Source organism: Prauserella endophytica, from assembly GCF_005146945.1.
Taxonomy (GTDB): domain Bacteria; phylum Actinomycetota; class Actinomycetes; order Mycobacteriales; family Pseudonocardiaceae; genus Prauserella_A; species Prauserella_A endophytica.
In genome coordinates this window covers 81,903-107,206 of the sequence record NZ_SWMS01000001.1, presented here as the reverse complement: position 1 = coordinate 107,206, position 25,304 = coordinate 81,903, and the positions used below count along the sequence as shown (strand labels likewise).

Annotated in this window: 30 protein-coding genes; 24 read left to right on the top strand and 6 right to left on the bottom strand. The window is 71.5% G+C overall.

The features are described from left to right. Positions 1-61: 61 nt before the first annotated feature. Positions 62-247: a hypothetical protein gene (locus tag FCN18_RS00560; RefSeq protein WP_112265472.1), complete on the top strand. Its 186-nt coding sequence runs from the start codon at positions 62-64 to the stop codon at positions 245-247. Positions 248-281: 34 nt separating this feature from the next. After that, the gene (locus FCN18_RS00555; protein WP_112265470.1) at positions 282-683 is read left to right on the top strand and encodes a MerR family transcriptional regulator; all 402 of its coding nucleotides are present in this window, start codon (positions 282-284) and stop codon (positions 681-683) included. A 4-nt stretch (positions 684-687) separates the two neighbouring features. On the opposite strand, the gene FCN18_RS00550 is transcribed toward FCN18_RS00555, so the two are convergent. Next, on the bottom strand, positions 688-1,815 hold the full coding sequence (locus FCN18_RS00550) for a glycerophosphodiester phosphodiesterase (protein WP_137092755.1): 1,128 nt from the start codon (positions 1,813-1,815) through the stop codon (positions 688-690). A gap of 138 nt (positions 1,816-1,953) precedes the next feature. Between FCN18_RS00550 and purD the strand changes: the two genes are divergently transcribed. The 7 genes from purD to FCN18_RS00515 all read left to right on the top strand — a co-directional run bounded on the left by purD (position 1,954) and on the right by FCN18_RS00515 (position 8,316). Then, on the top strand, positions 1,954-3,216 hold the full coding sequence (purD, locus tag FCN18_RS00545; RefSeq protein WP_112265466.1) for a phosphoribosylamine--glycine ligase: 1,263 nt from the start codon (positions 1,954-1,956) through the stop codon (positions 3,214-3,216). Positions 3,217-3,337: 121 nt separating this feature from the next. Then, complete coding sequence (locus FCN18_RS00540; protein ID WP_137092754.1) at positions 3,338-3,769, top strand: hypothetical protein; 432 nt, start codon at positions 3,338-3,340, stop codon at positions 3,767-3,769. Beyond that, complete coding sequence (locus FCN18_RS00535; RefSeq protein WP_228713538.1) at positions 3,753-4,340, top strand: DUF3558 domain-containing protein; 588 nt, start codon at positions 3,753-3,755, stop codon at positions 4,338-4,340. Before FCN18_RS00540 ends, FCN18_RS00535 begins: the two co-directional genes overlap by 17 nt. Before the next feature lie 10 nt (positions 4,341-4,350). Further along, on the top strand, positions 4,351-5,967 hold the full coding sequence (locus tag FCN18_RS00530) for a PPE domain-containing protein (protein WP_137092752.1): 1,617 nt from the start codon (positions 4,351-4,353) through the stop codon (positions 5,965-5,967). Next, on the top strand, positions 5,964-6,749 hold the full coding sequence (locus FCN18_RS00525) for an ESX secretion-associated protein EspG (protein WP_228713537.1): 786 nt from the start codon (positions 5,964-5,966) through the stop codon (positions 6,747-6,749). The genes FCN18_RS00530 and FCN18_RS00525 overlap by 4 nt, the downstream gene beginning before the upstream one ends. A gap of 122 nt (positions 6,750-6,871) precedes the next feature. Continuing rightward, complete coding sequence (locus FCN18_RS00520) at positions 6,872-7,183, top strand: hypothetical protein (RefSeq protein WP_112265460.1); 312 nt, start codon at positions 6,872-6,874, stop codon at positions 7,181-7,183. Continuing rightward, positions 7,183-8,316: a transglycosylase SLT domain-containing protein gene (locus tag FCN18_RS00515; RefSeq protein ID WP_113644529.1), complete on the top strand. Its 1,134-nt coding sequence runs from the start codon at positions 7,183-7,185 to the stop codon at positions 8,314-8,316. Before FCN18_RS00520 ends, FCN18_RS00515 begins: the two co-directional genes overlap by 1 nt. 6 nt (positions 8,317-8,322) lie before the next feature. Here FCN18_RS00515 and FCN18_RS00510 read toward each other — a convergent pair whose 3' ends face one another. Next, positions 8,323-8,751 (bottom strand): helix-turn-helix transcriptional regulator, encoded by a 429-nt coding sequence (locus FCN18_RS00510; protein WP_206077777.1) that lies wholly within the window; start codon positions 8,749-8,751, stop codon positions 8,323-8,325. A 109-nt stretch (positions 8,752-8,860) separates the two neighbouring features. Between FCN18_RS00510 and FCN18_RS00505 the strand changes: the two genes are divergently transcribed. From FCN18_RS00505 to FCN18_RS00480, 6 genes are all read left to right on the top strand, one after another. Continuing rightward, positions 8,861-10,033, top strand: a complete 1,173-nt coding sequence (locus tag FCN18_RS00505; RefSeq protein WP_137092751.1) for an aminoglycoside phosphotransferase family protein — start codon at positions 8,861-8,863, stop codon at positions 10,031-10,033. A gap of 33 nt (positions 10,034-10,066) precedes the next feature. Then, a complete protein-coding gene (locus FCN18_RS00500; RefSeq protein ID WP_137092750.1) occupies positions 10,067-10,432 on the top strand; it encodes a hypothetical protein in 366 nt (121 codons plus the stop codon). A 49-nt stretch (positions 10,433-10,481) separates the two neighbouring features. Further along, complete coding sequence (locus tag FCN18_RS00495; protein ID WP_228713535.1) at positions 10,482-11,210, top strand: hypothetical protein; 729 nt, start codon at positions 10,482-10,484, stop codon at positions 11,208-11,210. A 23-nt stretch (positions 11,211-11,233) separates the two neighbouring features. Then, positions 11,234-12,397 carry a pyridoxal phosphate-dependent aminotransferase gene (locus FCN18_RS00490; RefSeq protein ID WP_112265452.1) on the top strand — a complete coding sequence of 388 codons (1,164 nt, stop codon included), beginning with the start codon at positions 11,234-11,236 and terminating at the stop codon, positions 12,395-12,397. A 180-nt stretch (positions 12,398-12,577) separates the two neighbouring features. After that, positions 12,578-12,763 (top strand): hypothetical protein, encoded by a 186-nt coding sequence (locus FCN18_RS00485; RefSeq protein WP_110334064.1) that lies wholly within the window; start codon positions 12,578-12,580, stop codon positions 12,761-12,763. A 13-nt stretch (positions 12,764-12,776) separates the two neighbouring features. After that, positions 12,777-13,127: a DoxX family protein gene (locus FCN18_RS00480; protein ID WP_112265450.1), complete on the top strand. Its 351-nt coding sequence runs from the start codon at positions 12,777-12,779 to the stop codon at positions 13,125-13,127. A 63-nt stretch (positions 13,128-13,190) separates the two neighbouring features. Here FCN18_RS00480 and FCN18_RS00475 read toward each other — a convergent pair whose 3' ends face one another. Together FCN18_RS00475 and FCN18_RS00470 are read right to left on the bottom strand one after the other, a co-directional pair. Continuing rightward, on the bottom strand, positions 13,191-13,769 hold the full coding sequence (locus tag FCN18_RS00475; RefSeq protein ID WP_137092749.1) for an HAD family hydrolase: 579 nt from the start codon (positions 13,767-13,769) through the stop codon (positions 13,191-13,193). Next, a complete protein-coding gene (locus FCN18_RS00470; RefSeq protein WP_112265446.1) occupies positions 13,766-14,800 on the bottom strand; it encodes a threonine aldolase family protein in 1,035 nt (344 codons plus the stop codon). The genes FCN18_RS00475 and FCN18_RS00470 overlap by 4 nt, the downstream gene beginning before the upstream one ends. 139 nt (positions 14,801-14,939) lie before the next feature. Between FCN18_RS00470 and FCN18_RS00465 the strand changes: the two genes are divergently transcribed. From FCN18_RS00465 to FCN18_RS00440, 6 genes are all read left to right on the top strand, one after another. Continuing rightward, positions 14,940-15,449: a SigE family RNA polymerase sigma factor gene (locus tag FCN18_RS00465; RefSeq protein WP_137092748.1), complete on the top strand. Its 510-nt coding sequence runs from the start codon at positions 14,940-14,942 to the stop codon at positions 15,447-15,449. Beyond that, complete coding sequence (locus FCN18_RS00460) at positions 15,442-16,119, top strand: hypothetical protein (RefSeq protein WP_137092747.1); 678 nt, start codon at positions 15,442-15,444, stop codon at positions 16,117-16,119. The genes FCN18_RS00465 and FCN18_RS00460 overlap by 8 nt, the downstream gene beginning before the upstream one ends. Before the next feature lie 29 nt (positions 16,120-16,148). After that, complete coding sequence (locus tag FCN18_RS00455) at positions 16,149-16,739, top strand: TetR/AcrR family transcriptional regulator (protein ID WP_112265440.1); 591 nt, start codon at positions 16,149-16,151, stop codon at positions 16,737-16,739. A 53-nt stretch (positions 16,740-16,792) separates the two neighbouring features. After that, on the top strand, positions 16,793-18,220 hold the full coding sequence (gene purB / locus FCN18_RS00450; protein ID WP_113644534.1) for an adenylosuccinate lyase: 1,428 nt from the start codon (positions 16,793-16,795) through the stop codon (positions 18,218-18,220). 197 nt (positions 18,221-18,417) lie between these two features. Beyond that, positions 18,418-19,329 carry a sulfite exporter TauE/SafE family protein gene (locus FCN18_RS00445; RefSeq protein ID WP_112265436.1) on the top strand — a complete coding sequence of 304 codons (912 nt, stop codon included), beginning with the start codon at positions 18,418-18,420 and terminating at the stop codon, positions 19,327-19,329. Between the two features lie 70 nt (positions 19,330-19,399). Then, complete coding sequence (locus FCN18_RS00440; protein ID WP_137092746.1) at positions 19,400-20,089, top strand: DUF2334 domain-containing protein; 690 nt, start codon at positions 19,400-19,402, stop codon at positions 20,087-20,089. Here FCN18_RS00440 and FCN18_RS00435 read toward each other — a convergent pair. Further along, on the bottom strand, positions 20,052-20,687 hold the full coding sequence (locus tag FCN18_RS00435; protein WP_112265432.1) for an MBL fold metallo-hydrolase: 636 nt from the start codon (positions 20,685-20,687) through the stop codon (positions 20,052-20,054). The genes FCN18_RS00440 and FCN18_RS00435 overlap by 38 nt on opposite strands. Positions 20,688-20,772: 85 nt before the next feature. Here FCN18_RS00435 and FCN18_RS00430 point away from each other — a divergent pair, with 85 nt between their 5' ends. After that, on the top strand, positions 20,773-22,242 hold the full coding sequence (locus FCN18_RS00430; protein ID WP_112265430.1) for an aldehyde dehydrogenase family protein: 1,470 nt from the start codon (positions 20,773-20,775) through the stop codon (positions 22,240-22,242). A gap of 3 nt (positions 22,243-22,245) precedes the next feature. On the opposite strand, the gene FCN18_RS00425 is transcribed toward FCN18_RS00430, so the two are convergent. After that, a complete protein-coding gene (locus FCN18_RS00425; RefSeq protein ID WP_137092745.1) occupies positions 22,246-24,015 on the bottom strand; it encodes an ABC transporter ATP-binding protein in 1,770 nt (589 codons plus the stop codon). A gap of 63 nt (positions 24,016-24,078) precedes the next feature. Here FCN18_RS00425 and FCN18_RS00420 point away from each other — a divergent pair, with 63 nt between their 5' ends. Both FCN18_RS00420 and FCN18_RS00415 read left to right on the top strand, forming a co-directional pair. Then, positions 24,079-24,579 (top strand): MarR family winged helix-turn-helix transcriptional regulator, encoded by a 501-nt coding sequence (locus FCN18_RS00420; protein ID WP_228713533.1) that lies wholly within the window; start codon positions 24,079-24,081, stop codon positions 24,577-24,579. A gap of 44 nt (positions 24,580-24,623) precedes the next feature. Then, a complete protein-coding gene (locus tag FCN18_RS00415) occupies positions 24,624-25,226 on the top strand; it encodes a hypothetical protein (protein WP_112265424.1) in 603 nt (200 codons plus the stop codon). Positions 25,227-25,304 lie beyond the last annotated feature (78 nt).

Genomic DNA, 25,304 nt, shown 5'->3' with positions numbered 1-25,304 from the left:
CACAATCACGTCCACGAATCCAACCTGGACCTGCACACTCGCGTGGTCCCATGCTGGATTCATGAGCATTTGCCCCTTCTGCGGCTGGCCCGACACGGATGTCTACGAGGTCGTCTCGCGACACCGCACGCCCGAGGGTGAGACCGTGTGGACGCGATGTGCGTGCGGCTCGCTGCAGGTGCGCGTGACCGGCGCCGGCGTGGTCACCAGGGGACGTCCGGGCGTCGGCGTCTGCCAGCGGTCTTGACCTCGAGCGCACTCCAGGTGTCACTCTGGAACGCGTGAGCTTCTACTCTCCGGCGCAGGTCACCGAGAAGACCGGCTTCAGTATCGACACGCTGCGCTACTACGAGAAGATCGGGCTGCTGGAGGCCATCGAGCGCACGCCGGGAGGCCGTCGCCGCTACTCCGACGCCGACCTCGGGCTGCTCCACCTGCTGCGCTGCCTGCGCGACACCGACATGCCGATCGCCGACATGCTCCGTTTCGTGCGGCTGCTGCGGGGCGGCGAGGCGTGCCGGGAGGAGCGGCTCGCGGTGCTGCGCGCGCACGACCGCCGCGTCGAGGAGCAGTTGGCGCAGCTGCGCGAGCACCAGCGGCTCATCCGGCACAAGATCGACGTGTACTCGGCGCCCGCGCCCGCGTGCGCCGCGGAGGAGGTGTCCGCGGCGCCCGCGAGCTGACGGGTCACCTGCCGCTGCTGACCGCCCTGGCCGCCTCGACGGCGATGTCCGGGTGGTCGGCGAACAGGCCGTCGATGCCGGTCGCCAGGAACGCCTTGTACTCGGCGAAGATGTCGCCCCACTCCGCCGGGTTGTCCGACGAGCGGAAGTCGGCGGGCAGGAAGTTGTTCTCCGCGCGGAACGTGAAGGGGTGCACGGCGAGCCCGGCGCGGTGCGCGTCGCCGACGAGCGTGGTCGGCTCGAGCAGGTACCCGTTCTCGTCCCTCGGGATCACCCGGTCCTTGGCGGGCCCGAGGCCGTCGGCGTAGGTCGCGACCTCCCGCAGCCCCTTCGGCGTCAGCAGGTCGTCGTAGGTGCGCGGGTCACCTGAGGCGACGAAGTCGTACGGCGCACCCGAGGAGTCGACCAGCTGCACCAGCGGCACGCGCAGCTGCTTCGACAGCTGCTTGAGGTTGGCGACCTCGAACGACTGCACGATCACCTTGGCGCTCTTGCGGTTGAGGCCGTTGCGCTCCAGCGTCCTCACCAGCGGCGGCTCCAGCGGGAGCCCGGCCTGCTGGAAGTACGTCGGGTGCTTGGTCTCCGGGTACACGCCGATCTCGCGGCCCAGCTCTCGCGACAGGCGCTTGGCGAGGTCGATGACCTCCTGGAGCGTCGGCACCTCGAAGCGGCCGTCGTAGATCGTGTTGTTCGGCCGCAGGTCCGGGATGCGCTCCTTCGCCCGCAGCGTCTTGAGCTCGGCGAGCGTGAAGTCCTCGGCGAACCAGCCCGTCACGGGCGTGCCGTCGAGCACCTTGGTGGTCTTGCGGTCGGCGAACTCCGGGCGCTCGGCCACGTCGGTGGTGCCGCCGATCTCCGGCTCGTGCCTGGCGACGAGCACGCCGTCCTTGGTGATCACCAGGTCCGGCTCGATGAAGTCGGCCCCCATGCGCGCACCGAGCTCGTACGCGGCGAGCGTGTGTTCCGGCCGGTAGCCGGACGCGCCCCGGTGGGCCACGACCACCGGCTCGTCCTGCCCCTTGCCCGCCCTCACTGCGCCGTCCGATGCGGCCTGTGCGGTGCTCGCCACACTGGTGGTGCCGAACACGGCGAGCGCGCTCAGTGCGACCAGCGCCAGTCGCTGTCGAAGCATCTGAAGCCCTTTCTGGGGGAAATCGGGGTTTCCGTCGCAACATTCGCCGCCCGGCGCGACGGACGGGCGACACCTCGGCGGCACCGAGGAGACATGCCGGTGAACGGCAGGAGACCCCCGCGATTACCCTCAACACCCGTGCGAGTCCTGGTTATCGGTTCCGGAGCCCGAGAGCATGCCATCGTCCTTGCCGCGTCGCACGACCCGGCGGTCACGGCGCTGGCCTGCGCGCCCGGCAACGCCGGAATCGCCGCGCTCGCCGAGCCGCTCGGCGTGGACCTGACCGACCCGTCCGCCATCGCGGTGCTCGCCGGGCAGTGGAAGGCCGACCTCGTGGTGATCGGCCCCGAGGTGCCGCTCGTCGCCGGTGCGGCCGATGCTGTGCGCAAGGCGGGCATCGCCTGCTTCGGCCCCTCGGCCGAGGCCGCCCGCATCGAGGGCTCGAAGGCGTTCGCCAAGGAGATCATGGCCGCCGCGAAGGTGCCGACCGCGCGCGCCGAGGTGGTGGACAACCCCGCGCACCTCGACGCGGCGCTGGCCCGCTTCGGCCCAACGTGGGTGGTCAAGGACGACGGGCTCGCCGCGGGCAAGGGCGTGGTGGTCACGCCCGACGTCGAGCAGGCCCGCAAGCACGCGCTGATGCTGCTCGACGGCGGCCACCCGGTGGTGCTGGAGTCGTTCCTCGACGGTCCGGAGGCCTCGCTGTTCTGCCTGGTCGACGGCCGCACCGTGGTGCCGCTGCTGCCCGCGCAGGACTTCAAGCGCGTCGGCGACGGCGACGCGGGTCCCAACACCGGCGGCATGGGCGCCTACGCGCCGCTGCCGTGGGCGCCCCCTGGCCTGGTGGACGACGTCGTGGCCTCGATCGTCCAGCCCGTCGTGGACGAGCTCGCCGCGCGGGGCACCCCGTTCTCCGGTCTGCTCTACGCCGGGCTCGCGCTCACCAGCGACGGCCCGCAGGTGATCGAGTTCAACTGCCGGTTCGGCGACCCGGAGACCCAGGCCGTGCTCGCGCTGCTGCGCACCCCGATCAGCGGGCTGCTGCACGCCACCGCCAGCGGCAGGCTCGCGGAGCACCCGCCGCTGGAATGGGCAGAGGGCGCCGCCGTCACGGTTGTGCTCGCCGCCGACGGCTACCCCGGCAAGCCCCGCACCGGTGACGTCATCACCGGCGGCGAGGCCGAGGGCGTGCTGCACGCAGGCACCCGCCGCCGCGACGACGGGGCCGTGGTGTCCAGCGGCGGCCGCGTGCTCGCCGTGGTCGGCACCGGCAGCGACCTGGAGGCCGCGCGGGCGCAGGCGTACGAGCGGGTCGGCAGGGTCCACCTGCCCGGCGCCCACCACCGCACCGACATCGCGCTGCGCGCCGTACGCGGCGAGATCGCGCTGCCCACCCGCTGATCCGAACGCGCGGGAACCACCTGCCGGTGCCGTGCGTCAAAGTTCAGGTCGCCGTCACATCCGGATTGGTAGCCTGCGGTGGGAAACTGTCCGGCTACGGACCGTAGCAGGGGGTGCGCGCATGTCAGAGAACCGCGAGGCGCTGCCGGGGTCGTTGATGCCCTTCACCACCGAGTTCACCGGTGGCGAGCAGCTCAACGCCTCGGTGCCGGGTGTCCCCAGCGCCAGGGACATCCAGATCGCTCCCGACAAGATCCTGGACGTCGCGCGGATCATCGAGGAGCAGGCGGCCGCACTGCAGGGCAAGCTCGCGCAGCACCTCGCCGCGCTGCGGATCAACGCGCCCTCCGAGGACGTCGTGTCCACCAACGTGGTCCAGGTGTGGAACGAGGTCATCGCGGGCGACGAGGGCTCCTACGAGCGCAAGGTCCGCTCGTATGTGCTCCAGCTGCGCTCGCTGGCCGAGCAGCTCCGCAAGGCCAGCGGTACCTATCAGCTCGACGACGAGCAGAAGGCGGCGAGCTTCGGGGACAGGCGTGTCTACCCGGCCTAGCCTTCTCGTTCTGGGCGGGGTGCTGGCCGCGCTCGTGCTGGCGGGCTGCGCGAGCGTGCGCGACGGCGAGGCCAGTGCGGTCGGTACGGTCACGCCGACCCAGTCCTCCGCGCAGCGCCCCGCCGAGCTGCCACTCGACGGCGTCGATCCCTGCGCCCTGTTCACCGACGCCCAGCTCGACCAGCTGAAGGTCAACAGCGAACCGCGCACGGATCCCGAGGGCCGCGACGGGCCCACGTGCTCGCTCGACGTGGACCTCACCGCGCCGTACTACAGCTTCTACGTGGAGGCGATCACCGACGCCGACGTACAGGAGTGGGTGGACGGCGAGCGCGAGAACAGCAGCATGATCACCGAGCGGACCGACATCGAGGGCTTCCCCGCGCTCACGCACTACGCGAACTCTTCCAGCCCGAGCGACTGCGAGACGCTCGTCGGCGTGGCGCAGGGCCAGACCCTGCGCACGCAGCTCTACCCCACCGACCCGAGCGAGTTCACCCAGGCGCGGATGTGCGACCTGGCCGCACAGGCCGCCACGCTCGCCGTCCAGACGTTGCAGGCCACGAGGTAAGGACCCGGCAATGGACAACCTCGACATCTCGGTGCTCGTCAAGAAGATCGGCGACCACCGCTTCGACGGCTACACCGACAACATGCTGGCCGACGAGATCGACCGGTTCCGCTCCGGTCCTGGCATCAGCGGCATCAGCGACGCCGTCGACGCGCTCGAGGCTGTCGGCGAGGCGCTCGCGGAGACCGACCAGGCGCTGCGCACCGAACTCGGCAAGCTCGGCGTCGAGTGGCAGAGCGCCGCCGCGACACAGGCGGGGGCCGCCGTCGCGCGAAACGCCGACTTCTCCGCGCAGGCAGGCGACCGGGTCAGCCACTCGGCGAAGCAGATCTTCGCGCAGGGCGAGGCGTTCAACCGCACCCTGCACAAACTCCCCGACTCAGCGGCGCTGCGGCAGTCCGGCGGCTACGGCCTGCTCGACTCGATCGGCAGCCTGCTCGGCTTCGAGACCGACAACGCCCGCAAGGTCGCGCAGGCCAGGGAGGCCCGGCAGCAGGCGCTGGAGGCGCTCAACGCCTACGCCAGGGACAGCGGCGAGTACCTCGCGTACACGCCGTCGCTCGACTCTCCGCAGGCTGTGCGCGCCGACACCGGGCCGAGGCTGCCCGGGGAGATCGACGCGGGCGGCGGCCCAGGCGACGTCACGACCACCGCCGGTGCGGTCGGTCAGGTGCACGCCCCGGCTCCCACTCCGGGCCCGGTCGCGAGCGGGGTGAGCGGGGTGAGCGCCGCCACCGCGCCCACACCCGCCTACGGCATCGCCGCGCAGGCCCCGCCTGCCCGCAGCACCGGCAGCGGCAGCCCCGCTCCGCGTCCCGTCGCCCAGTCCACGACGGCGAGCAGCGCCGCCACGAGCCCGGCGCCGACGCCTTCGGCCACCGGCTACGTCGGCGGCACACGGCAGCCCCAGCAGCACCAGAGCGGCAGCGGCACCCTGCCGCCGAGCACGAGCACACCGGCAACCCCCGGAGGGCAGACAACGGGCGTGCCCGGATCGACCGGCACCGTTCCGCCCGCGGCCGGCGTCGTCGGCACCAAGAACCCCGGCACCCCCGCAACGGGCGGGCCCGGCGCGAGCGTTCCGCCGCCCGCGGCAGCCGCGGGCGGCGTGGTCGGCAAGCCGGCGACGCCAGGGGCCGGTGGTTCCGACGAGCAGCCTCTCGCGAAGGGCAAGTCGTTCGGCTCGGCGCCCCAGCCGGGTACCCCGGCCGGAACGGTCAGCAGCGGCGGCTTCACCGGCACCCCGCGTGGCGGCGCGTCGCTCAACGACCTCGGCGCGGGAGCGGCGGCCCTCGGCGCCGGTGGTGTCGCGGGCGCCCTGAGCGGTGACAACGACCGCAAGGGCAGAGGCGTCGGTCGCAGCGCACCCGGCGCCACGCGCTCGCCGCACCAGCTCGCCATCGGCGACCTGCCCGAGGAGGAGGAGAGGGCGCAACGCAACTCCGAGCGCCTCAGCCCGCGCTCGGAGAAGCAGCGTGGCGGTTACCTGGAGAAGGCGGCGCCGCAGGACGGCGAGGAGGACGCCTCGCACGTGCGGCGGTACGGCGTCGACGACCAGGACCTGTTCACCGACCAGCGGATGGTCTCGCCGGACGTCATCGGCGACGACGCGGACGGGCGCCGGTGAGCACACCCGACCGCGGCGTCAATGGCAGCGTGGTGTTGTCCGCGCTGGAGTTCGACATGCTCTGGGAGGCCGAGCGCTTGCCGCAGCGGCATGTCGCGCTGGACGTCCCGAGCCCCGGCGTCACCTACACCGAGCGGGCCGTGCTGGTCGAGCAGGCGTGGGAGTCGCTCGCGCGGCGACGGCTCGCCAGGGGGCACAAGGCGTCCCCCGACGTCGTGGACATGCTCAACCTCTTCGTGCAGCCGAAGGTGAGCATCGACCTGTGGGTGTGGGCCGACCGGCAGATCTCCGGGCTCGCAGTCAGCACCGGCGGCCAGGCGCTGCTGGGGGTCGTCGACGGCGAGGAGGTGTGGCTGATCCCCGCGTCCGATGCGACCCTGCCCGAGGCCGCGGTGTCGGTGGCCGGTGAGCTGGGCCCCGGGGTGGGCCGCTCGGTGAGCCTGCCGCACGAGGTGCTCGTGGCCGCCGACGCCGACGCCCGCGGAGACGCGAAGGCGATGGTGACCGCGCTGGAGGACCGTGGCGTCGAGCTGTGGCAGGCGCAGGAGCTCGCCGGGATGATGATGGGCATGGCCGCGCGTGGTCAGTTCGGCGCGCAGCGGCACGGCCGGGACGGCCGGATCAGCAGGGCCAGGCGCGTGATCGCCTTCTACGACACCGACGCCGGGCGCTACCTCTTCCAGGCGCGGCCCGAGCGCGACGGGCGGAACTGGGCAACCGTGACACCAGCGGACAATTCGCTGCTCGCCGGCCGGATCTGGGAGCTGCTCGGCGAGGTCTGACCCGGTCGAAGGTCGCGCGAGAACCGGTGCCGCATCGTAGGGTTGAGCGGAACCGCCGTGGGGATCGACGCGTCGAAACCGGCGGACACAGATCGGGTGTGTGAAGGGGAGATGACGCAGCCGTGCCTGTATACGACGCCGAGTCGATGAACATCACCGCGGGCAGCCTCGACCGGCTGGCCGAGGAGTTCCGTTCGGCCAAGGCCAAGATGAAGGGTGTCGAGGGCGAGAGCCCGTTCGGGGACGTCGAGGATCCCGAGAACCCCGACAAGGTCTCGGGCACGCTCGGCTCGTTCACCTCCGGCATGCAGAGCGAGTTCGAAACAGCCGCCGGGCTGATGACGGCCGCGAGCACCGCCCTGCGTGACGCCGTCGCGGCGATGGGTGAGGCCGACGCGACCGCGGCCGACAACCTCACCGTCAGGGAGGTCTGATGGCGGGCGCGGGGACTCCGGCCAACTGGTCCGATGTGGAGACTCGGGCCGCGAGGGTCGACAAGGTCAACCCCGGGGAGATCCAGGAGGTCGCCCGGCAGTTCGACGAGGCGTCGCGCAACGCGGGGGACCACACCGCCGGGCTCACGAGCGCCGCGGCTCCGTTGCAGGACGGCGGTGTCTGGGACGGTCCCGCCGCCGACGCGTTCTTCGACTACGTCGCCAAGGTCGCCGCGGCCGGCAACAAGGTCAAGGACAAGCTCGACGAGGTGGCGCGTGAGCTGACGTCGTTGCAGGAGACGCTCTCCAACCTCAAGCGGCAGATCCAGAGCACGAAGGAAGACGCGCGCACGGCCATCGACAACCGCAACAACGAGGCGGAGGGCCGGATCCAGGCTGCGCGCAGCGCGATGCAGGCGTTCCAGAACGGGGAGCGCGACGCGGCGCCGTCGCCAACGGCGGAGGAGATCCTCCAGACCACGGACGAGCAGAACAAGCGCACGGCCTCCGACGCCGCGACGCGCATCGACGAGCTGCTCGCCCAGTCCAACCAGGCGATCAGCAGGGCACAGGAGCTCATGAAGACCGAAGTGGACGGAGGGTTCGCCTCCGTGCCGCCGCCGGGTTCGTCCGGTTCGCAGGTTCAGGCCACCGGCGGTATCAGCGACGGCTCCGGCGGAGGCGGTTCCGGGGGTGGCGGCAGCTCCGGCGGCGGCGCCTCGGGCGGCGGCGGGCTCGGCCCGAGCGGAGGCCCGCCGACCAGCGGCCCGCCACCCGGCAACGTCGACCAGTGGATCCGCGAGGCCATCAAGATCCTGCAGGCCAACGGCATCCCGGTGACCGAGGAGAACATCGACGAGATCTGGACGATCATCGAGAAGGAGTCCGGCGGCGACCCGCACGCCATCAACAACTGGGACTCCAACGCAGCCAAGGGCACCCCGTCCAAGGGCCTCATGCAGTGCATCGACCCGACGTTCGAGGCGTACAAGCTGCCGGGCCACGACGACATCTACAACCCGGTGGACAACATCATCGCGGGCGTCCGGTACACGTTCGACCGCTACGGTGGCTTCGAAGGGCACCCCGGCCTCGCCTCAATGGCCAGCGGCGGCGGTTACCAGGGCTACTGAGGACCGCTAGGTAGCGGTCGCCCGGTTCCTGATCGGCCTCGTCACCTGCTTCGCCACGCAGGACGGAATCCCCGCCGTCGCCTTGGCGTGGCTGCGGTACGTGCTGGGCGGCATCCCGACCAGCTCGGTGAAGCGGGTGCTGAACGTGCCCAGCGACGAGCAACCGACCGTGAAACACACCTCCGTGACGCTGAGGTCGCCCCGGCGCAGCAGTGCCATAGCGCGCTCGATGCGCCGCGTCATCAGGTAGGAGTACGGCGATTCGCCGTAGGCGCGCCGGAACGCGCGGCTGAGGTGCCCCGCCGACATGTGCACGCCGCGGGCGAGGGCCTCCACGTCCAGCGGCTGGGCGTACTCACGGTCGATCCGGTCGCGCACGCGGCGGAGGAGCACGAGGTCGCGCAGCTGGTGCTCCGCGTTCGGACTACTGCTCACCTGCGAAATCGTGCCACGTCGCGCCGGGAGTGCCCAACCCGTCCTTTCATGAAGATCCCTTAATTCGCCACTCAGGTCGGATTCACGGTGCGCCAGCATCGTGGGGTCCATGAGCGAAACACGGTGGACACCCGGTCAGCCGGACCTGGACCTCCTGTGGGCCTCGGCCGTCGAGGTCGCGGGCGGCCGGATGCTCGGCTGGCGCACCACTCACCTCGACGTGCAGCCCTCGGGCGCCACGACGGTCGCGGCGCACGTGGACGTCGAGTGGGCCGACGGCGCGCAGAGCACCGAGACGCTCGGCGCCACCGACTCCGGGCACTCTTCGGCGGCCATGCGCATGTCCGACGGCGAGCGGGAGGTCGGGGTCTGGCGCTTTCCACACGACCCCGCGCTGCCCGGCCTGCCCGCCGCGTGCGACCCGGAGCGGATGGGTTCGCTCGTCGAGCGGCTCGGGCTCGGTGACGGGCCGGTGAGCCTGCGCGTGCGGGCCTACCGCCCGTGCCGCCGGGCAGTGGTGGAGGTGCGGACCGGCCGGACGAGCCTGTTCGTGAAGGTGCTGCGGCCGCACAAGGTGGAGGAACTGCACCGGCTCCACCGTGCCGCGGAGGCCGCCCGCGTGCCGCAGAGCCTCGGCTGGACCGGCGACGGGCTGCTCGTGCTCGCGGGCCTTCCGGGACGCTCGCTGCGGCAGCTGCTCCTGAGCGGGGGGCCTGTGCGCCTTGATCCCTCGCGGATCGTCGAGGTCCTGCACTCGCTGCCCGCCGAGCTCGCCGAGCGCCCGGCCCGCCCCGGCTGGGGTGAACAGGCCGGGCACTACGCCGACGTGGTGGCCGCGGTGCTGCCCGAGGCGGGTCCCGCCGCGCGCGCGATCGCCGACGCGGTGGTGCCCTCCGGGGAATCGCCTGTCGCCGTGCACGGCGACTTCTACGAGAGCCAGCTACTCGTGCGCGACGGCGAGATCAGCGGGCTGCTCGACATCGACACGGCCGGGGCCGGTGACCGCTACGACGACCCCGCCTGCCTGCTCGGGCACCTCGCGGTGCTGGCACAGGTGCGGCCGGACCGTGCCGCGGTGGTCGAGGCGTTCGCCTCGGACTGCCTCCGCGAGTTCGGCAGCCATTTCGACACCGACGTCCTGCGTGCCCGGGTCGCCGCGGTGGTGCTGTCACTGGCCACCGGCTCCCATCGGGTGCAGGAACCGAACTGGCGCACCGAGGTCGCGCAGCGGCTCGACCTCGCCCAGCGCTGGCTGACCGGCGGGCACCTGCTCGCCGCGTGAGAAACCGAAGTTAACGAGGAAAGGAAAACGATCATGGCTGAGAACAGGCGTCCCTGGTTCGTGGTGGCGGCTACCGCGACGGTGCTGGGTGTCGGCGGACTGGTGGCAGCGGGCACCGCGTCGGCCGACGTGGAGCTCAACGACCAGCAGGTGCCCGCGCAGGTGCAGCTCGTCGACCACGCGCAGCAGCAGGCCGGTGACGACTCGCCCGAGTCGGCCGACTCCCCCGCGGCGTCCGCCGTCGACTCGCCGGCCGACCGAGCGGACAACACGGCCGACAGCGTCAACAGCCCGAACCCGGCCGACAGCGTGAACAGCGCCAACAGCCCGAACACGGCCGACAGCGTGAACAGCCCGAACACGGGCAGCAGCGTGAACAGCGTGGACAGCCCCAACTGAGTCGGGCATCGGGCTAGAATCGCGCATTCTTCTCAAAAGGATGATCGCCGTGACAGATGTGACCAGCAGGGATCTCGCCGCGCTCGCTCCGGTGCGGCTGCATCGGGTGTGGTGGGCGCTGCTCGGCGTCTCGGTGGTGCTCAACGTGGCGAGCATGGCGGTGCCCGCGTTGATCCACCACCCGCTGACCAGGGATCGCGGCGAGATCCAGCTCTACCTCGACGTCTTCGTGGAGGGGAACCTTCCGACGTGGTGGAGCGTGGGCCTGCTGGTGGTCGCGGCGGTCCTGTACGGGGTGACGGCGGCGCTCGCGTACGGAACCGCGAGGGCCGAGTCGTGGGGCTGGTGGTGCGGCGCGGCACTGCTGGCCGCACTCTCCCTCGACGACCACACTCAACTGCACGAACGGCTCGACCGCATCGGGCGGCAGCTGGTCACGTTCGACGGCTTCCCGTTCTACTGGCTGCTGCCCGGTCTGGTGGCCGGTCTGTTCGTGGCGGCGGCGCTGTTGCTGCTGGCGAGCAGGCTGCGGGGCAGGCCGAGGTGGTTCGTCGTGGCGGGCTGTGCGTTGCTGCTCGGCTCTGCGCTGGGCATGGAGCTGCTGCAGGGACTGCTGATCGCGGGTGGTGAGAGCGGGCCGATCTACGTGCTGACCTACCACGCCGAGGAGCTGGGCGAGAACGTCGGCGTGCTGCTGCTGATGGCCGCGGCCGGGCTGGCACTGTCGATCGGCCGCCGGGACGGCGGTATCTCGCTGGCCTACCGCAAGAGCCGGTAGCGCGCCGCCTTACGCTCGGCGGCATGGTCGAGTTCGCACCCTTCCCCGGCCCCTCGCGGCGCGCCGACGTGGCGCCGTTCCACGTCATGGAGGTGCTCTCCGCGGCACAGGCAAGGCAGCGCAGCCATGGCGACGTGATCGCACTCTGCGCTGGCCAGCCCACGGCGGGCGCGCCGAAGCCCGTGCTCGCGGCTGCCGAGAAGGCACTGCGCGATGGCGACCTCGGCTATACGGTCCAGCTCGGCATCCCCGAGCTGCGCGAGGCCATCGCCGGGCACTACGAGCGCACGTACTCACTCGACGTCAGCCCGCAGGACGTCATCGTCACCACCGGCTCCTCCGGTGGGTTCCTGCTGTCGTTCCTCTCGGCGTTCGAGGCGGGCGACCGGGTGGCGATGGCCCGGCCCGGCTACCCCGCCTACCGCAACCTGCTCTCGGCGCTGGGCTGCGAGGTCGTGGAGTTCACCACCGACGAGCACACGCGGTTCCAGCCGACCACCGAGCTGCTCGACGGGCTGGGTCCGATCAAGGGACTCGTGGTCGCGAGCCCGAGCAACCCCACCGGCACCGTTCTCGCGCCCGGCGAGCTCGCCGCGATCGCGGGCTGGTGCTCCTCGCGTGGCGTGCAGCTGATCAGCGACGAGATCTACCACGGCATCTCGTACGAGACCGAGCTCGGCTGCGCTTGGCAGACGTCCGGCGAGGCGCTGGTGCTCGGCTCGTTCTCGAAGTACTTCGCGATGACGGGCTGGCGGCTCGGCTGGATGCTGGTGCCGCAGCGGCTGCACCGCGCGGTGGACGTGCTCACCGGCAACTTCAACATCTGCCCGCCCGCGCTCGCCCAGCAGGCGGCGGTAGCGGCGTTCACCCCCGAGTCGTACGCGGAGCTGGACGGGCACGTCGCGCACTACCGGTCCAACCGCGACCTGCTGCTGGCGGGCCTGCGCGAGCTCGGCTTCGAGCGCGTGGCGCCCGTCGACGGCGCGTTCTACGCCTACGTCGACGTGTCGGCGCACACGGGCGACAGCCTCAGCTGGTGCCAGCGGCTGCTCGCCGACACCGGCGTCGCCATCACGCCCGGCATCGACTTCGACCCGGTGGACGGCGGCCGGTTCGTCCGGTTCTCGTTCGCCGGAGCCGAGGCCGAGGTCGCCGAGGGCGTCCGGCGGCTCGGCGCCTGGCTGTGACCCGACCGCAGTGAAGGCCACCTTCCCTGCAGTGGGGCCCCCGCGCAGCAGTGGGGCCTGTGCGTAAGGGGGAACCCGGAGTTTTCCCTGAACGTTGGACTCGTGAAGGGTCATCCGGGCCGATGGCATGCCAACCTGGGATGGACCGGATGTCCAATCGGAGCGCAGCGGAGGAAGATCATGTTCTGGAAGATCGTCGGGGGCCTGCTCCTCGTCTGGGTCGCGTTCATGGTGATCGGCTCCGTGGTGGGTTTCCTGGTGGAGGCGGCGTTCTGGATCGTCCTCATCGGCGGCGCCGCGTTCCTCGGCACCGCTGCGTACAGCGCGATCAAGGGCGGCGGCAAGAAGAAGCAGATCCGGCCCTGAGCCAAGCCCGCACATGTCGATCGTCATCGGGGTGCTCTCACTCCTGCTGACGGCGGCCTTCCTCAGCGCGGGCGGCGCCCGGCTCGCCGGGGTGGAGCCGCTGCGGTCCTACGCCGGGCACCTCGGGTTGTCCACCCAGGTCAACCGCGCGATCGGTGCGCTGGAGCTGGCCGCGGCGGCGGGGCTCATCGTCGGCTTCTGGTTCCGTCCCGCCGCGCTCGTGGCGTCGATCGGCCTCGTCGTGCTGATGGTCGGCACGGTGCTGCGGCACCTCCGCGCCAAGGACCCGCCCGCCGTCGCGGCACCGGGCGCGAGCCTCGGCCTGCTCGCGGTCGCCAACGCCGTCCTCCTCGGCCTCGCCTGACGTGCCCCCAAGGCCACCTTTGTTGCGTTGAGCGCAACAAAGGTGGCCTTGGGGGCGGTCAAGTCACGCGGGCAGCTCGGCGGGGATGCCCTGCCAGAGTTGGGCGCGCAGGCCCGCCGCGCGGGCTCCGTCCACGTTGACCTGCCGGTCGTCGAGGAACAGGCAGTCTCCCGGCTCGGCGTCCAGCCGCGAGACCAGCAGCTCGAAGATCTCCGCGTCCGGCTTCGCCAGCCCCACGTCACCGGAGAACAGCAGCTCCCGGAAGTGCCGCGTCCACGGCTGGCGCTCGGCGAACCGCGCGAACGACACCGGCGCGTTCGACAGCAGGGCCAGCGCCGTTCCCGCCTCCGCGAGCGACTGCAGCAGCTCCAGGGTCGCCGGCGAGACCTGCGCCCAGCCCGCGATGTCCAGCTCCGTCAGCTCGGCCGACAACGGCTCGCTCACGTCCACGCCGGTCGCGTCGCCCACCGTGCGCCAGAACTCCAGGTCGCTCGCGCCCCGGTCGTAGGCATCGCGCCCAGCCCAGTACGCGGCCTCGAACTCGGCGAGCGGCACGCCCATGCGGTCGGCCAAGGCCGGCAACGCCGTCGTCCTGGTGCAGATCACCTCGCCGTAGTCGAACACCAGCCAGCGGCGCGTCACTTGGCGCTCGCCTTGATCCGGTCCAGCGCCTCGGCCACGTCGTCGGCGGACACGTCGCGGTGCAGCACGAACCGCACCTTGCCCGCCATCGGCAGCGTGAGGATCCCCAGCGAGCGCAGCGACTCGAGCGTGAGCCGCACGTCGGGCACGGCTGCCAGCACGATGTTGGTCTGCGGCTCGGACACGTCCCAGCCGAGGTCACGCAGCCCGTCCGCGAGCGCCTTGGCGTTGGCGTGGTCCCGCGTCAGCTCGCCCACCCGGTCCAGCGCGACCAGGCACGCCGCCGCAAGCACGCCGCCCTGGCGAACGCCGCCGCCGAGCATCTGCCGCATCCGCCGCGCCTGCTCGACGAACTCCTCGCTGCCCGCGACCACCGAGCCGACCGGGGCACCGAGGCCCTTGCTGAAGCACGCCGACACCGTGTCGACGCCCACCGTCAGTGCCGCGGGCGGCAGGCCGAGCGCGGCCGCCGCGTTCCACAGCCGAGCACCGTCGAGGTGCACGAGCAGGCCCTCGTCCCGCGCGGCGGAGACCAGCAGCGCGTGCTCGTCGGGCGGCGTGATCGCCCCGCCCGCGGCGTTGTGCGTGTTCTCCAGGCACAGCAACGTCGTGCGCAGCGCGTAGTACGGCCCGCTGCGGGTGCCCGCCGCGACGTGCACCGCCCGCGGCGTCGGCCTGCCGGGGCCCGCGTCGTGCTCCAGCACGTCCGGCATCCCCCCGGCCAGCCACGCGGCCGAGCCGAGCTCGTTGGTCAGCACGTGCGCGTTGCGGGTCGCCAGGAACCGATCGCCCCGGCCGAGGTGCACTGACAGAGCGATGAGGTTGGCCATCGTGCCGCTCGGGGTCCAGAGCGCGGCGTCCATGCCGAGCGTCTCGGCTGCCCGGCGCTCCAGCTCGCGGACCGTGGGATCGACGTCGATGACGTTGTCGCCGACCTCCGCTCTCGCCATCGCCACGCGCATCTGCTCATCGGGCCGGGTGATCGTGTCCGAACGGAAGTCGAGGAGAGCTGGCGTCGCTTCGGAGGTCACAGTCCGATCACATCACATCGTTAGTTGATCTCACAACAAGGTCTCTTCCGAGGGAAAAATCCGGCTGGACGTGCAACCGTGGACGCCTGCACTTCCGTCTCTGCCATCGACAACACAACGGGACCGGAGAGCCATCCGCGTGGACCACCGCGACGAGCAGGAGTTCGCGGAGTACTTCGCTGCCAAGCGGGACTCCGTGCGCCGGACCGCGTACATGCTCTGTGGCGACTGGCACCGCGCGGACGACCTGGCGCAGACGGCCTTCGTCGCGCTGCACCGGCGGTGGCGCAAGATCCGCGACCGGGCGGCGATCGACGCTTACGTGCGAAAGACGCTGGTCAGGGCCGCCATCGACGAGTCGCGCAGGCCGTGGCGTCGCGAGCGGCAGTCCGACGAGTTGCCCGAGCCGCCACCGGCGGGCGAGCCGCTCGCCGAGCGCGTCGCGACGAGGGAGGACCTGCTCGCCGGTCTGCGGAAGGTGCCGCCACGACAGCGGGCGGTGCTGGTCCTGCGCTACCTGGAGGGCCTCGACGTCGGCGGCGTCGCGAAGGCGCTCGGGTGCAGTGAGGGCAACGTGAAGAGCCAGACCGCGCGGGGGCTCGCGAACCTGCGGGACGTGCTCGGTGAGGAGGTGGAGACGCGTGGATGAGCGGGAGTTGAAGGAGCTGTTCCGGGAGGCGGCAGGCGAGGCTCCGCCGCCCACGTTCAGCGCGTCCGACGTCGCCGCCGAGTCACGCCGTGTCACCCGGCGTCGCCGGAACACGATCGCGGGGGTGGCCTGCGCGGTCGTGTTGCTGGGAGGCGGCGCGGGCGCGGTGGGTGTATTGCTGGGTAACGGCAGCGAATCGAACACGACGGCCGCGTCGGCCCCCGGCCAGGAGGGCGCCGACGAGCAACCGGGAGCGTCCTCCGGGCGTCCTCCCCAGGCACAGGTCTTCCCGAACACCGTGCCGAAGCAGGGCGGAGCGGTGGAAGGGGAGAGCACCCTCGGGTGCGACACAGTCGACCGGGAGCTCGCCACCGCCCTCGCTGGCGAGCTCCCGGCCGGCGCCGACGCCGACGCTGGGGGCGGGGATTGCCCCGACGGCCCCCACTCGGCGACATACTCGGTCGAGGGCGGGACGATCACCGCTGTGTTCGCGCCGCGGGGTCTCGCGTTCCAGTTGCCCGAGCAGCCGGAAGGCGCCGAGTTCGAACAGCGTCCGACCGCGAGCGGGGGCACCGTGTACGTGCTCGCCACCCCGGACTCCGCGTCGCGCACGCCACCGCTCAGCACCGAGCTGGGACGCATCGCCGACGCGTTGGCGCGTCACTTCTGACCAGGTCGGGGATGGCAAACTAGCTCGCCATGACGTCCGAGAGCAGCAGCACCGCGAGCACGCCAAAGGGCGAGCGGCGGCGCGCCGCACTGGTCAGCGCCGCCGCCGAGCTGCTGACCGAGGGCGGGTTCGAGGCCATCCGGCATCGGGCCGTCGCCGACCGCGCCGGGCTGCCGCTCGCGTCGACGACCTACTACTTCGACTCGCTCGACGACCTGATCGCCGCGGCGATGGAGCACTACGGCCGCTCCGAGCTGGCCAGGGGTCGCGAACAGCTGGCGCGGCTGAGCATCGAGCACCGCGGAGTGGACACCCTCGTCGAGCTGGTGCTCGACCAACTGCTCGGCGAGGACCCCGACTACGAGGCCGTGCTGCTGCGCTACGAGCGGCTCGTCGCCACCGGGCGCAGGCCCTACCTGCGTCCGCTCATGCGCACGCTCGCGGTCGAGCTGCGGGAGCTGCTCACCGAGATCTTCGTGAAGTCAGGGGTGCCCATCGACCCGCGGCGGCTGGAACAGTTGGTCGCGCTGGTCGACGGCGCGGTCGTGAACGCGCTGATCGAGGTGAACCCGGACCCGCGAGCCGCGGCCGCGAGAATGCTCCGCGACGCGTTGAGCTGAGCAGGCAACCCGGCGCTGCACCTGTGACCTGGGCCGCCGGTTAGCCTGGCTGCGTGACGGACAAGCCCAGCATCCCCAACGTTCTCGCCGGTCGCTACGCCTCGCCCGAGCTGGTGGCACTGTGGTCGCCGGACAACAAGGTGCGGTTGGAGCGCGAGCTGTGGCTGGCCGTGCTCAAGGCGCAGGCCGAGCTCGGCATCGAGGTGCCGGACGGCGTCGTCGCCGACTACGAGCGGGTGCTGGAGCGGGTGGACCTTCCCTCGATCGCCGCGCGCGAGCGGGTGACCAGGCACGACGTGAAGGCCCGCATCGAGGAGTTCAACGCGCTCGCCGGGCACGAGCACGTGCACAAGGGCATGACCTCGCGCGACCTCACCGAGAACGTCGAGCAGTTGCAGCTGCGGCGCTCGCTGGAGCTGGTCCGGGCTCGCACGGTGGCCGTGCTGACGAGGCTCGCCGGGCTGGCCGCCGACCACTCGGCGCTGGTCATGGCCGGGCGTTCGCACAATGTCGCCGCGCAGGCCACCACGCTGGGCAAGCGGTTCGCCACTGCCGCCGACGAGCTGCTCGTAGCCTTCGAGCGGCTGGACGAGCTGATCGCCCGCTACCCGCTGCGCGGCATCAAGGGCCCGGTCGGCACCGCACAGGACATGCTGGACCTGCTCGGCGACGAGGGGAAGCTCGCCGAGCTGGAGTCGCGCGTAGCGGCCCACCTCGGCTTCTCGCGGGCGTTCACGAGCGTTGGGCAGGTCTACCCGCGCTCGCTCGACTTCGACGTGCTCTCCACGCTGGTGCAGGTGGCGGCGGCGCCGTCGAGCCTGGCGAAGACCATCCGGCTCATGGCAGGGCACGAGCTGGTCACGGAGGGCTTCCAGCCCGGTCAGGTCGGCTCGTCGGCCATGCCGCACAAGATGAACACGCGTTCGTGCGAGCGGGTCAACGGCCTCGCCGTGGTGCTGCGCGGGTATCTGTCGATGATCGGCGAGCTGGCGGGTGACCAGTGGAACGAGGGCGACGTCTCCGACTCGGTGGTGCGCCGGGTCGCTCTGCCGGACGCCTTCTTCGCGCTCGACGGGCTGCTGGAGACGTTTCTCACGGTGCTCGGCGAGTTCGGCGCCTTCCCCGCTGTCGTCGACCGCGAGCTCGACCGGTACCTGCCTTTCCTCGCGACGACGAAGGTGCTCATGGCGGCGGTGCGCGCCGGGGTCGGCAGGGAGACCGCGCACGAGGCGATCAAGGAGAACGCGGTGGCCGTCGCGCTCGCCATGCGGGAGGGCCAGGCCGGGAACGACCTGCTCGACCGGCTCGCCGCCGACAAGCGCCTCCCGCTGGACCGCGCCGCGCTCGACGCGCTGCTCGCCGACCGGCTCTCCTTCACCGGCACGGCGGGTGCCCAGGTCGAGGCGATCGTCGGCCGCGTCGAGGAGATCGCGAAGCGGTTCCCCGAGGCCGCCGACTACCGGCCACAGCCAATCCTGTGATCTGGGAGACGTGGACCACATCGTGGGCGTCTGTCAGGATCGAGGCCATGGGCAAGCGATCGATCGCGCTGATTCAGCGCAGGCACGTCGATCTGGTGCGCGTCGACTCCGCGCTCTGCCGGCTCCGCTGACACCCGTCCCTGCCCCTGCCGTGGCCGCGCTCCGCGCGCCCGGCCGCACGCGAAGCTGAGGTCAGCATGCTCGCCCTCATGGTGTTCGGAGTCGCCGGATTCCTGGCTCAACTGGTGTCCGGCATGCTCGGCATGGGCTACGGCATGACCTCCACGACGGCCCTGGTCGCGTTCGGCACCGCACCCGCGGTCGCGTCGGCCTCCGCCCATTTCGCCCAGGTCGGCACGTCGCTGGCGTCGGGTGTCTCGCACTGGAAGTTCCGCAACATCGACTGGCGCACGGTCGGCATCCTCGCCGTGCCCGGTGCGATCGGCGCAGCGGTCGGCGCGTTCGTGCTGGTGTCGCTGTCCACGGACTTCGCGAGCGCGTGGATCAGCACGATCCTCTTCGCGCTTGGCCTCTACGTGCTGATCAGGTTCGCGTTCCTCAAGCTCGGCAAGCTCATCACCGACAAGCGGCCCGGCGCGAAGTTCCTCGCGCCGCTGGGTCTGATCGCCGGTTTCATCGACTCCACCGGCGGTGGCGGCTGGGGTCCGGTCGCCACCACGACGCTGCTCTCCAGCGGCAGGCTCGAGCCGCGCAAGGTCGTCGGCTCGGTCGGGGCCGCCGAGTTCGCCGTGACGGTGTCGGCGTGCGCTGCGTTCCTCATCGCCCTCTCCCACGAGGAGATGAACTGGGTGGTCGTCGGTGGGCTGCTGGTCGGCGGCGTGATCGCAGCGCCGCTGGGCGCCTGGCTCGCCCGCCACCTGCCGCCGAGGGTGCTCGGGACCGCGGCGGGCGGGCTCATCATTCTCACCAACGGCTGGCTGCTGCTCTCCACGCTCGGCGCCTCGCCCGCCGCGATCGTGGTCGTCTACCTGGGCCTGGTCGCACTGATCGTCGCCGCGCTGGTCAACGCCGTGCGGTCGATGCGGGAGGAGAAGCGCATCAACGCGCTGGCAGGCGAGGACGACATCCGCGAGACCGCCAACCGCTGAGCCGCTCTTGGTGGCGGCTTCATCCGCATCTCACCTCTCAGCCAACGGGTCTTCATGCCCGTCATGCCTAATGAGGTGCGTGGACGCAACCCTTCTGGTGTCGCTGTCCGGTGCCGGACCGCGGACGCTGCACCGCTGTGCCGAGCTGGCCGAGCAACTGGATGCGCGCGGGGTGGCCCTTTCGATGCTGTTCACCCCGAGCGCCGAGGATGGGTCTCCCAGGGTCGCCGAGTGGATGCGCGAGCGCGTCGGCGGGGGCGACGCCGTGCTGCTGCACGGCTACGACCACCGGATCAGGGCCGAGTTCGCGTCGCTGCCCGCGCACGAGGCGCGGCTGCGGCTGATCGCGGCAGGCGCGGCGCTCGACAGGGCCGGGCTGCGCACCACGGCATTCGCCCCACCGCGCTGGCGGGTCTCCCGCGGCACGCTGGAGGCACTCCGCAACCACGGTTTCCGGCTGTGCGCGGACCTCTCGACCGTGCGTGACCTGACGACCGGAGAGGTGGCCCGCGCGCGGGTGCAGGGCTTCGGCAGTCAGCACCAGCGCACCGAGACCGTGCGTTGCTTCGCGCTGGTGCTGAGTGCGGCCAGGGCGGCCCGGCGCGGCGGGCTGGTGCGGCTCGGCGTCGACGCGAGGGACCTGCGCAGGCCGGGCAGGCGGCAGGCGTTCCTCGACGCCGTGGACGTGGCGCTGGAGAACGGTGCGGCGAGCCGCACCTATGTCACAGCGTTGCCCGCTCGGCTCGCGGCAGCACCCTGACCTCGGTGCCGTCCGGCGCGAGGTTGGTGAACAGGCCGTAGTGCATGGCCGGGTTGGCGAGCACGGCCTCGTGGATCGGCACGGCGAGGCGCGGTGCGACCGCCCGCAGGTAGTCGACGGCCTCGCCTGCCTTGAGCCATGGCGCGGCGGTCGGCAGGCCGAGCACGTCGATCTTCTGCTCGGGCACGAAGAACGAGTCGCCGGGGTGGTAGAAGGCGCCGTGGTCGACGATGAAGCCGACGTTCGGGATCACCGGGATGTCGGCGTGGATCGTCGCGTGCTGCCCGCCGACCACGTGCACGGCCGCGCCGCCGAGCTCGAAGGCGTCGCCGGGCTGCGCCGTCCTGGCCGGCAGGCCGAGCTTCTCGACGGTCTCCCGCGAGCCGGGATCGGTGATCAGCTCCGCGTCCGGGTTCGCCTCCAGCAGCGCGGGCAGTTTTTCGGTGTCGATGTGGTCGAAGTGCTGGTGCGTGATCAGCACGGCGTCCAGCTCCCGCTCGTTCTCGAAGCCGGAGGAGAAGGCGCCGGGGTCGATGAGGATGCGGGCGCCGTCGGTCTCCAGCAACACGCAGGAGTGTCCGAAGTGGACGATTCGCATGGTTCTCCCTCCAGTCGGCTCTCACACTACGCGGCGGTCTAGTTGGCAGATTGCCAGTAAGGGTGGTGCGTCGTACGCTGTGGCCATGACCACAGCGCAGGCAGTCGAAACGTTCGACTCGCTCAACCCGGCAACGGACGAGGTAATGGGGACCTACCCGGTGCACACCGCCGAGCAGGTCGAGGCGGCGGTCGCGAAGGCGCGGGGCGCCGCCCTCTGGTGGAACACGCTCGGCTTCTCCGGCCGTGCCGAGCGCCTCGCCAGGTGGCGCGGCAGCATGGCGCGCAGGATGGGCGAGCTGTGCGACGTGGTCAGCAAGGAGACCGGCAAGCCGGCCGGTGACGCCCAGCTGGAGATCGTGCTCGCGATCGAGCACCTCGCGTGGGCGGCCAAGAACGCGCGCAAGGTGCTCGGCTCGCAGCGCCGCGCGCCCGGCCTCCTGCTCTCCAACCAGGCGGCGACCGTCGAGTACCACCCGCTCGGCGTGGTCGGCGTGATCGGGCCGTGGAACTACCCGGTGTACACGCCGCTCGGCTCCGTCAGCTACGCGCTCGCGGCGGGCAACGCGGTGGTGTTCAAGCCGAGCGAATACACGCCCGGCGTCGGCAAATGGCTCGTCGACACGTTCGCCGAGGCCGTGCCCGAGCACCCGGTGTTGCAGCTCGTCACCGGCTTCGGGGCCACCGGGGCCGCGCTCGCGAGCTCCGGCGTCGACAAGATCGCCTTCACCGGCTCCGCGGCCACCGGCAAGAAGGTGATGGCCGCCGCGGCCGAGACGCTCACCCCGGTCGTGATCGAGGCGGGCGGCAAGGACCCGCTGATCGTCGACGCCGACGCCGACCTCGAGGCCGCCGCCGACGCGACGGTGTGGGGCGCCTTCTCCAACGCCGGCCAGACGTGCGCCGGGGTCGAGCGCGTCTACGTGCACGAGCGGGTCTACGACGAGTTCGTGGCCAAGGTGGTCGACAAGGCGAAGAAGGTCGACGCCGGCACGCACTACGGCCCGATGACCATGCCGTCGCAGCTCGACGTGGTGCGCAGGCACATCGCCGACGCGCTCGCGCGCGGCGGGAGGGCGCTGGTCGGCGGCAAGGACGCCGTCGGCGACCGTTTCGTGAAGCCGACCGTGCTCGTGGACGTGCCCGAGGATTCCGCCGCCGTGCGTGAGGAGACGTTCGGGCCCACGGTGACCATCGCCAAGGTCCGCGACATGGACGAGGCGATCGAGAAGGCCAACGACTCGGTCTACGGCCTCGGCTCCACCGTGTTCTCCAAGCGAAGGGGCCTTGAGCTGGCGCGGCGGCTGCGCACGGGGCAGACGGCGATCAACGCGCCGCTGTCGTTCGCCGGCATCGCGTCGCTGCCGTTCGGCGGGCTCGGCGACTCCGGGTTCGGGCGCATCCACGGTCCCGAGGGCCTGCGCGAGTTCGCGCGGCCGAAGGCGATCGCGCGGCAGCGCTTCACGGCTCCGATCGCGCTCACGACGTTCGCCCGGTCCGCCAAGACCGAGGCGCTGGTAGGCAAGCTCATCGGCAGGCTGCACGGCAGGCGCTGACGCTCACGCGGCGGCCTCCACCAGCGAGCCGTCGCGCCGGACGAGGGCGGCGTAGCGCCCGTCCTCGGCCAGCAGTTCGTCGTGGGTGCCCTGCTCGGCCACCCGGCCGCCGTCGAGCACCACGATCTGGCCTGCGTCGCGGATGGTCGAGAGCCGGTGCGCGATCGTGATCGTCGTGCGGCCCGCCGACAGCGCGGTGATGGCCGCCTGCACGGCCTGCTCGGTCTGGGTGTCGAGCGCGCTGGTGGCCTCGTCGAGCACGAGGATCGGCGGGTCACGCAGGATCGTGCGGGCGATCGCGAGGCGCTGTTTCTCGCCGCCGGAGAACCGGTAGCCGCGCTCGCCGACGAGGGTGTCGTAGCCGTCGGGCAGCGCCGCGATGTGGTCGTGGATCTGCGCGGCCCTCGCCGCCTCGTGCAGCTCCTCGTCGGTCGCGTCCGGTTTGGCGAAGCGGAGGTTGTCGGCGACGGAGGCGTGCAGCAGGTAGGTCTCCTGCGACACCACACCCACCGCGCTGGCGAGCGTTTCGAAGCTCAGTTCCCGCACGTCGACGCCGTCGATCGTCACGCTGCCCTGGGTGACGTCGTAGAGCCGTGGCACGAGGTAGCTCAGCGTCGTCTTGCCGGAGCCCGTCTCGCCGACGATCGCGAGGCTGCCGCCGGGGGGAACGGCGAGGTCGACACCGGCGAGGGCCGCGTGCGTGCCGTCGTAGGAGAACCCGGCGTCGTGGAACGCGACCTCGCCACGCACCTGGCCGAGTGCGACGGGGCGCTCCGGCTCGGCGACGTCGACGGGCAGGTCGAGGTACTCGAAGATCCGCTGGAAGAGCGCGAGCGAGCTCTGCAGCTCCACGCCCGTCTGCAGCAGCGACATGGTGGGCCGGAACAGGGCCTGCTGGAGCGTCACGAAAGCGACGAGGGTGCCCAGTGACGCCATCGGCGCGCCGAACGCGGTGCTCAGCCCCGCGGCCCAGTAGAGCAGCGCGGGCAGCGCCGCCATCACGATCTGGATGGTCGACATCCGCCAGCGGCCCGCCATGCTCGACTCGACCTCCAGCCTCGCGAGCCGCCGCGACTCGTCGGCGAACTCGTCGGTCAGCGACGCCGAGCGGCCCATCGTGCGGCCGAGCAGGATGCCGCTCACCGACAGCGACTCCTGCACGCTCGACGACATCGCCGCGAGCTGCTGCTGCCTGCGCGCGGTGATCTTCTTGCGTTCGGAGCCGACGCGCCGGCTGATCCAGACGAACGCGGGCATTAGCGCGAGCGAGAACACCGTGAGCCGCCAGTCGAGCGCGAGCATCGCGACCACGGTGGCCACCACGGTCGTGACGTTGGAGACCAGCGACGTGGCGGTGGAGGTGACCGTCGCCTGCATGCCGCCGATGTCGTTGGCGATCCGGGACTGGACCTCGCCGGTGCGGGTGCGGGTGAAGAACGCGAGCGACATGCGCTGCAGACGGGCGTAGACCCGCGAGCGCAGGCCGTGCATCACCTGCTGGCCGACCGTGGTGGAGAGGTAGGTCTGCAGCACGTTGAAGACGCTGGTCGCGACGGCGACGCCGAGCATGCCCGCCACGAGCAGGGTCAGCAGGTCGACGCGCTGCTGCGGGATGGCGACGTCGAGCACCTCGCGGAGCAGGAACGGCGACGCCACGGACACCAGCGACGAGAGTGCGACGAGCAGGCCGACGACGGCGAGCCTGCCCCGGTACGGCCGGAACAGGTTCAGTATCCGGCGCACCGGCGCGTGCTCTTCCTCGGTAGACGGCATATACCGAGCATAGCTCTTAATTACCTAAGTTCACAGTTACCGAGACTCTGTTATCCTGGGCGCGTGCATGTGGACGACGGCGAGAACCGCCTCGGTGAGCTTCTGCTGCGGCTGGCCAAACGGGCAAGGGTGCGGCAGGTTGGCCGCCTCGCGCCGCTGGGTCTCACCCCGGCGCAGGCCCGTGCGCTCGGGGCGATCGGGCGCTTCGAGCAACCGCCGAGGATGGCCGAGCTGGCCGAGCTGCTCGGCGTCGTGCCCCGCGCGGTGACGCCGATCGTCGACGCGCTCGAGGAGGCCGGGCTCGTCACGCGCCAGGTCGACCCCGGCAACCGGCGCGCCACCCTGCTCGTGCTCACCGGCTCGGGCAAGCGCATGCGCACCCGGCTCCACCAAGCCCGGGCCGGCGCCGCCGAGGACCTCTTCGCCTGCCTCACCGAGGCGGAGCAGGCCACACTCCAGACGCTGCTGGAGAAGGTCTACGAGCAGACCAGGGGCGAGCACGGACCGCGACACCACGGCCGTTCGCGCGAATCACTGCCCGCCGGCGAGGCTCCCGTGCTATGAACGACGCGGCGCGCGTCCGCGTCGCTCAGCAGGGGGGGAGCCCGATGAACCAGCCGAATCCCGGGTGGTACCAGCAGCAGCCGTACCAGCAACAACAGCCTTATCCACAGCAGCCGTACGGCTACCCCCAGCAGCCTCCGCCCGGCTACGGCTACCCACCCGGCTACGGTCCCCAGCGGCCGAGCACCGCGATGGCGTACGTGGCGGCCGCGTTCTGCGTTCCCGCGATCGCGTTCACCTACATCGTCGCCGCGCTGTCGTGGAGCGGGCCCAGCGAGGACAACGTCGACGCGCTCGTCGCGACCCTCGGCGTGGCCTTCTCCGACGACATCACCGGCAACGTCGACTTCGCGATCTCGTTCAGCATCAGCTTCGCGTCGACCATGGCCTTGTTCGCCGTGCTGCTGTGCTTCCGGCTCGGTTTCGTGCGCTGGGTAGTCGCTGTGCTCACCGGCATCGCCGTGCTGTACTACATCTACGCGATCATCGACCTGCTCAGCAACGACGGCGGCGACTACGTCGGCATGCCGATCGTGGCGTTGCTGCTGTGGGTGATCCCGCTCGTCGGGGCCGTGCTGCCCGTGACAGGCCGGGCCATGCGCGGCGCGCGGCAGGGCCCGCCGGTCGCGCACGGTCACTGGAGCTGACCGGCACTGGGCCAAACCGGCGAATCGGTCTTCGAGACGCAACGCCGGGGAATAGTTGTACGTCCTACGTATGTATTA

Coding starts and splice junctions, on each gene's coding strand:
- FCN18_RS00560 (WP_112265472.1), top strand. CDS start 62: ATGAGCATTTGCCCCTTCTGCGGCTGGCCCGACACGGATGTCTACGAG.
- FCN18_RS00550 (WP_137092755.1), bottom strand. CDS start 1,815: ATGCTTCGACAGCGACTGGCGCTGGTCGCACTGAGCGCGCTCGCCGTG.
- FCN18_RS00540 (WP_137092754.1), top strand. CDS start 3,338: ATGTCAGAGAACCGCGAGGCGCTGCCGGGGTCGTTGATGCCCTTCACC.
- FCN18_RS00530 (WP_137092752.1), top strand. CDS start 4,351: ATGGACAACCTCGACATCTCGGTGCTCGTCAAGAAGATCGGCGACCAC.
- FCN18_RS00515 (WP_113644529.1), top strand. CDS start 7,183: ATGGCGGGCGCGGGGACTCCGGCCAACTGGTCCGATGTGGAGACTCGG.
- FCN18_RS00505 (WP_137092751.1), top strand. CDS start 8,861: ATGAGCGAAACACGGTGGACACCCGGTCAGCCGGACCTGGACCTCCTG.
- FCN18_RS00500 (WP_137092750.1), top strand. CDS start 10,067: ATGGCTGAGAACAGGCGTCCCTGGTTCGTGGTGGCGGCTACCGCGACG.
- FCN18_RS00490 (WP_112265452.1), top strand. CDS start 11,234: ATGGTCGAGTTCGCACCCTTCCCCGGCCCCTCGCGGCGCGCCGACGTG.
- FCN18_RS00485 (WP_110334064.1), top strand. CDS start 12,578: ATGTTCTGGAAGATCGTCGGGGGCCTGCTCCTCGTCTGGGTCGCGTTC.
- FCN18_RS00480 (WP_112265450.1), top strand. CDS start 12,777: ATGTCGATCGTCATCGGGGTGCTCTCACTCCTGCTGACGGCGGCCTTC.
- FCN18_RS00455 (WP_112265440.1), top strand. CDS start 16,149: ATGACGTCCGAGAGCAGCAGCACCGCGAGCACGCCAAAGGGCGAGCGG.
- FCN18_RS00445 (WP_112265436.1), top strand. CDS start 18,418: ATGCTCGCCCTCATGGTGTTCGGAGTCGCCGGATTCCTGGCTCAACTG.
- FCN18_RS00440 (WP_137092746.1), top strand. CDS start 19,400: ATGAGGTGCGTGGACGCAACCCTTCTGGTGTCGCTGTCCGGTGCCGGA.
- FCN18_RS00435 (WP_112265432.1), bottom strand. CDS start 20,687: ATGCGAATCGTCCACTTCGGACACTCCTGCGTGTTGCTGGAGACCGAC.
- FCN18_RS00430 (WP_112265430.1), top strand. CDS start 20,773: ATGACCACAGCGCAGGCAGTCGAAACGTTCGACTCGCTCAACCCGGCA.
- FCN18_RS00425 (WP_137092745.1), bottom strand. CDS start 24,015: ATGCCGTCTACCGAGGAAGAGCACGCGCCGGTGCGCCGGATACTGAAC.
- FCN18_RS00415 (WP_112265424.1), top strand. CDS start 24,624: ATGAACCAGCCGAATCCCGGGTGGTACCAGCAGCAGCCGTACCAGCAA.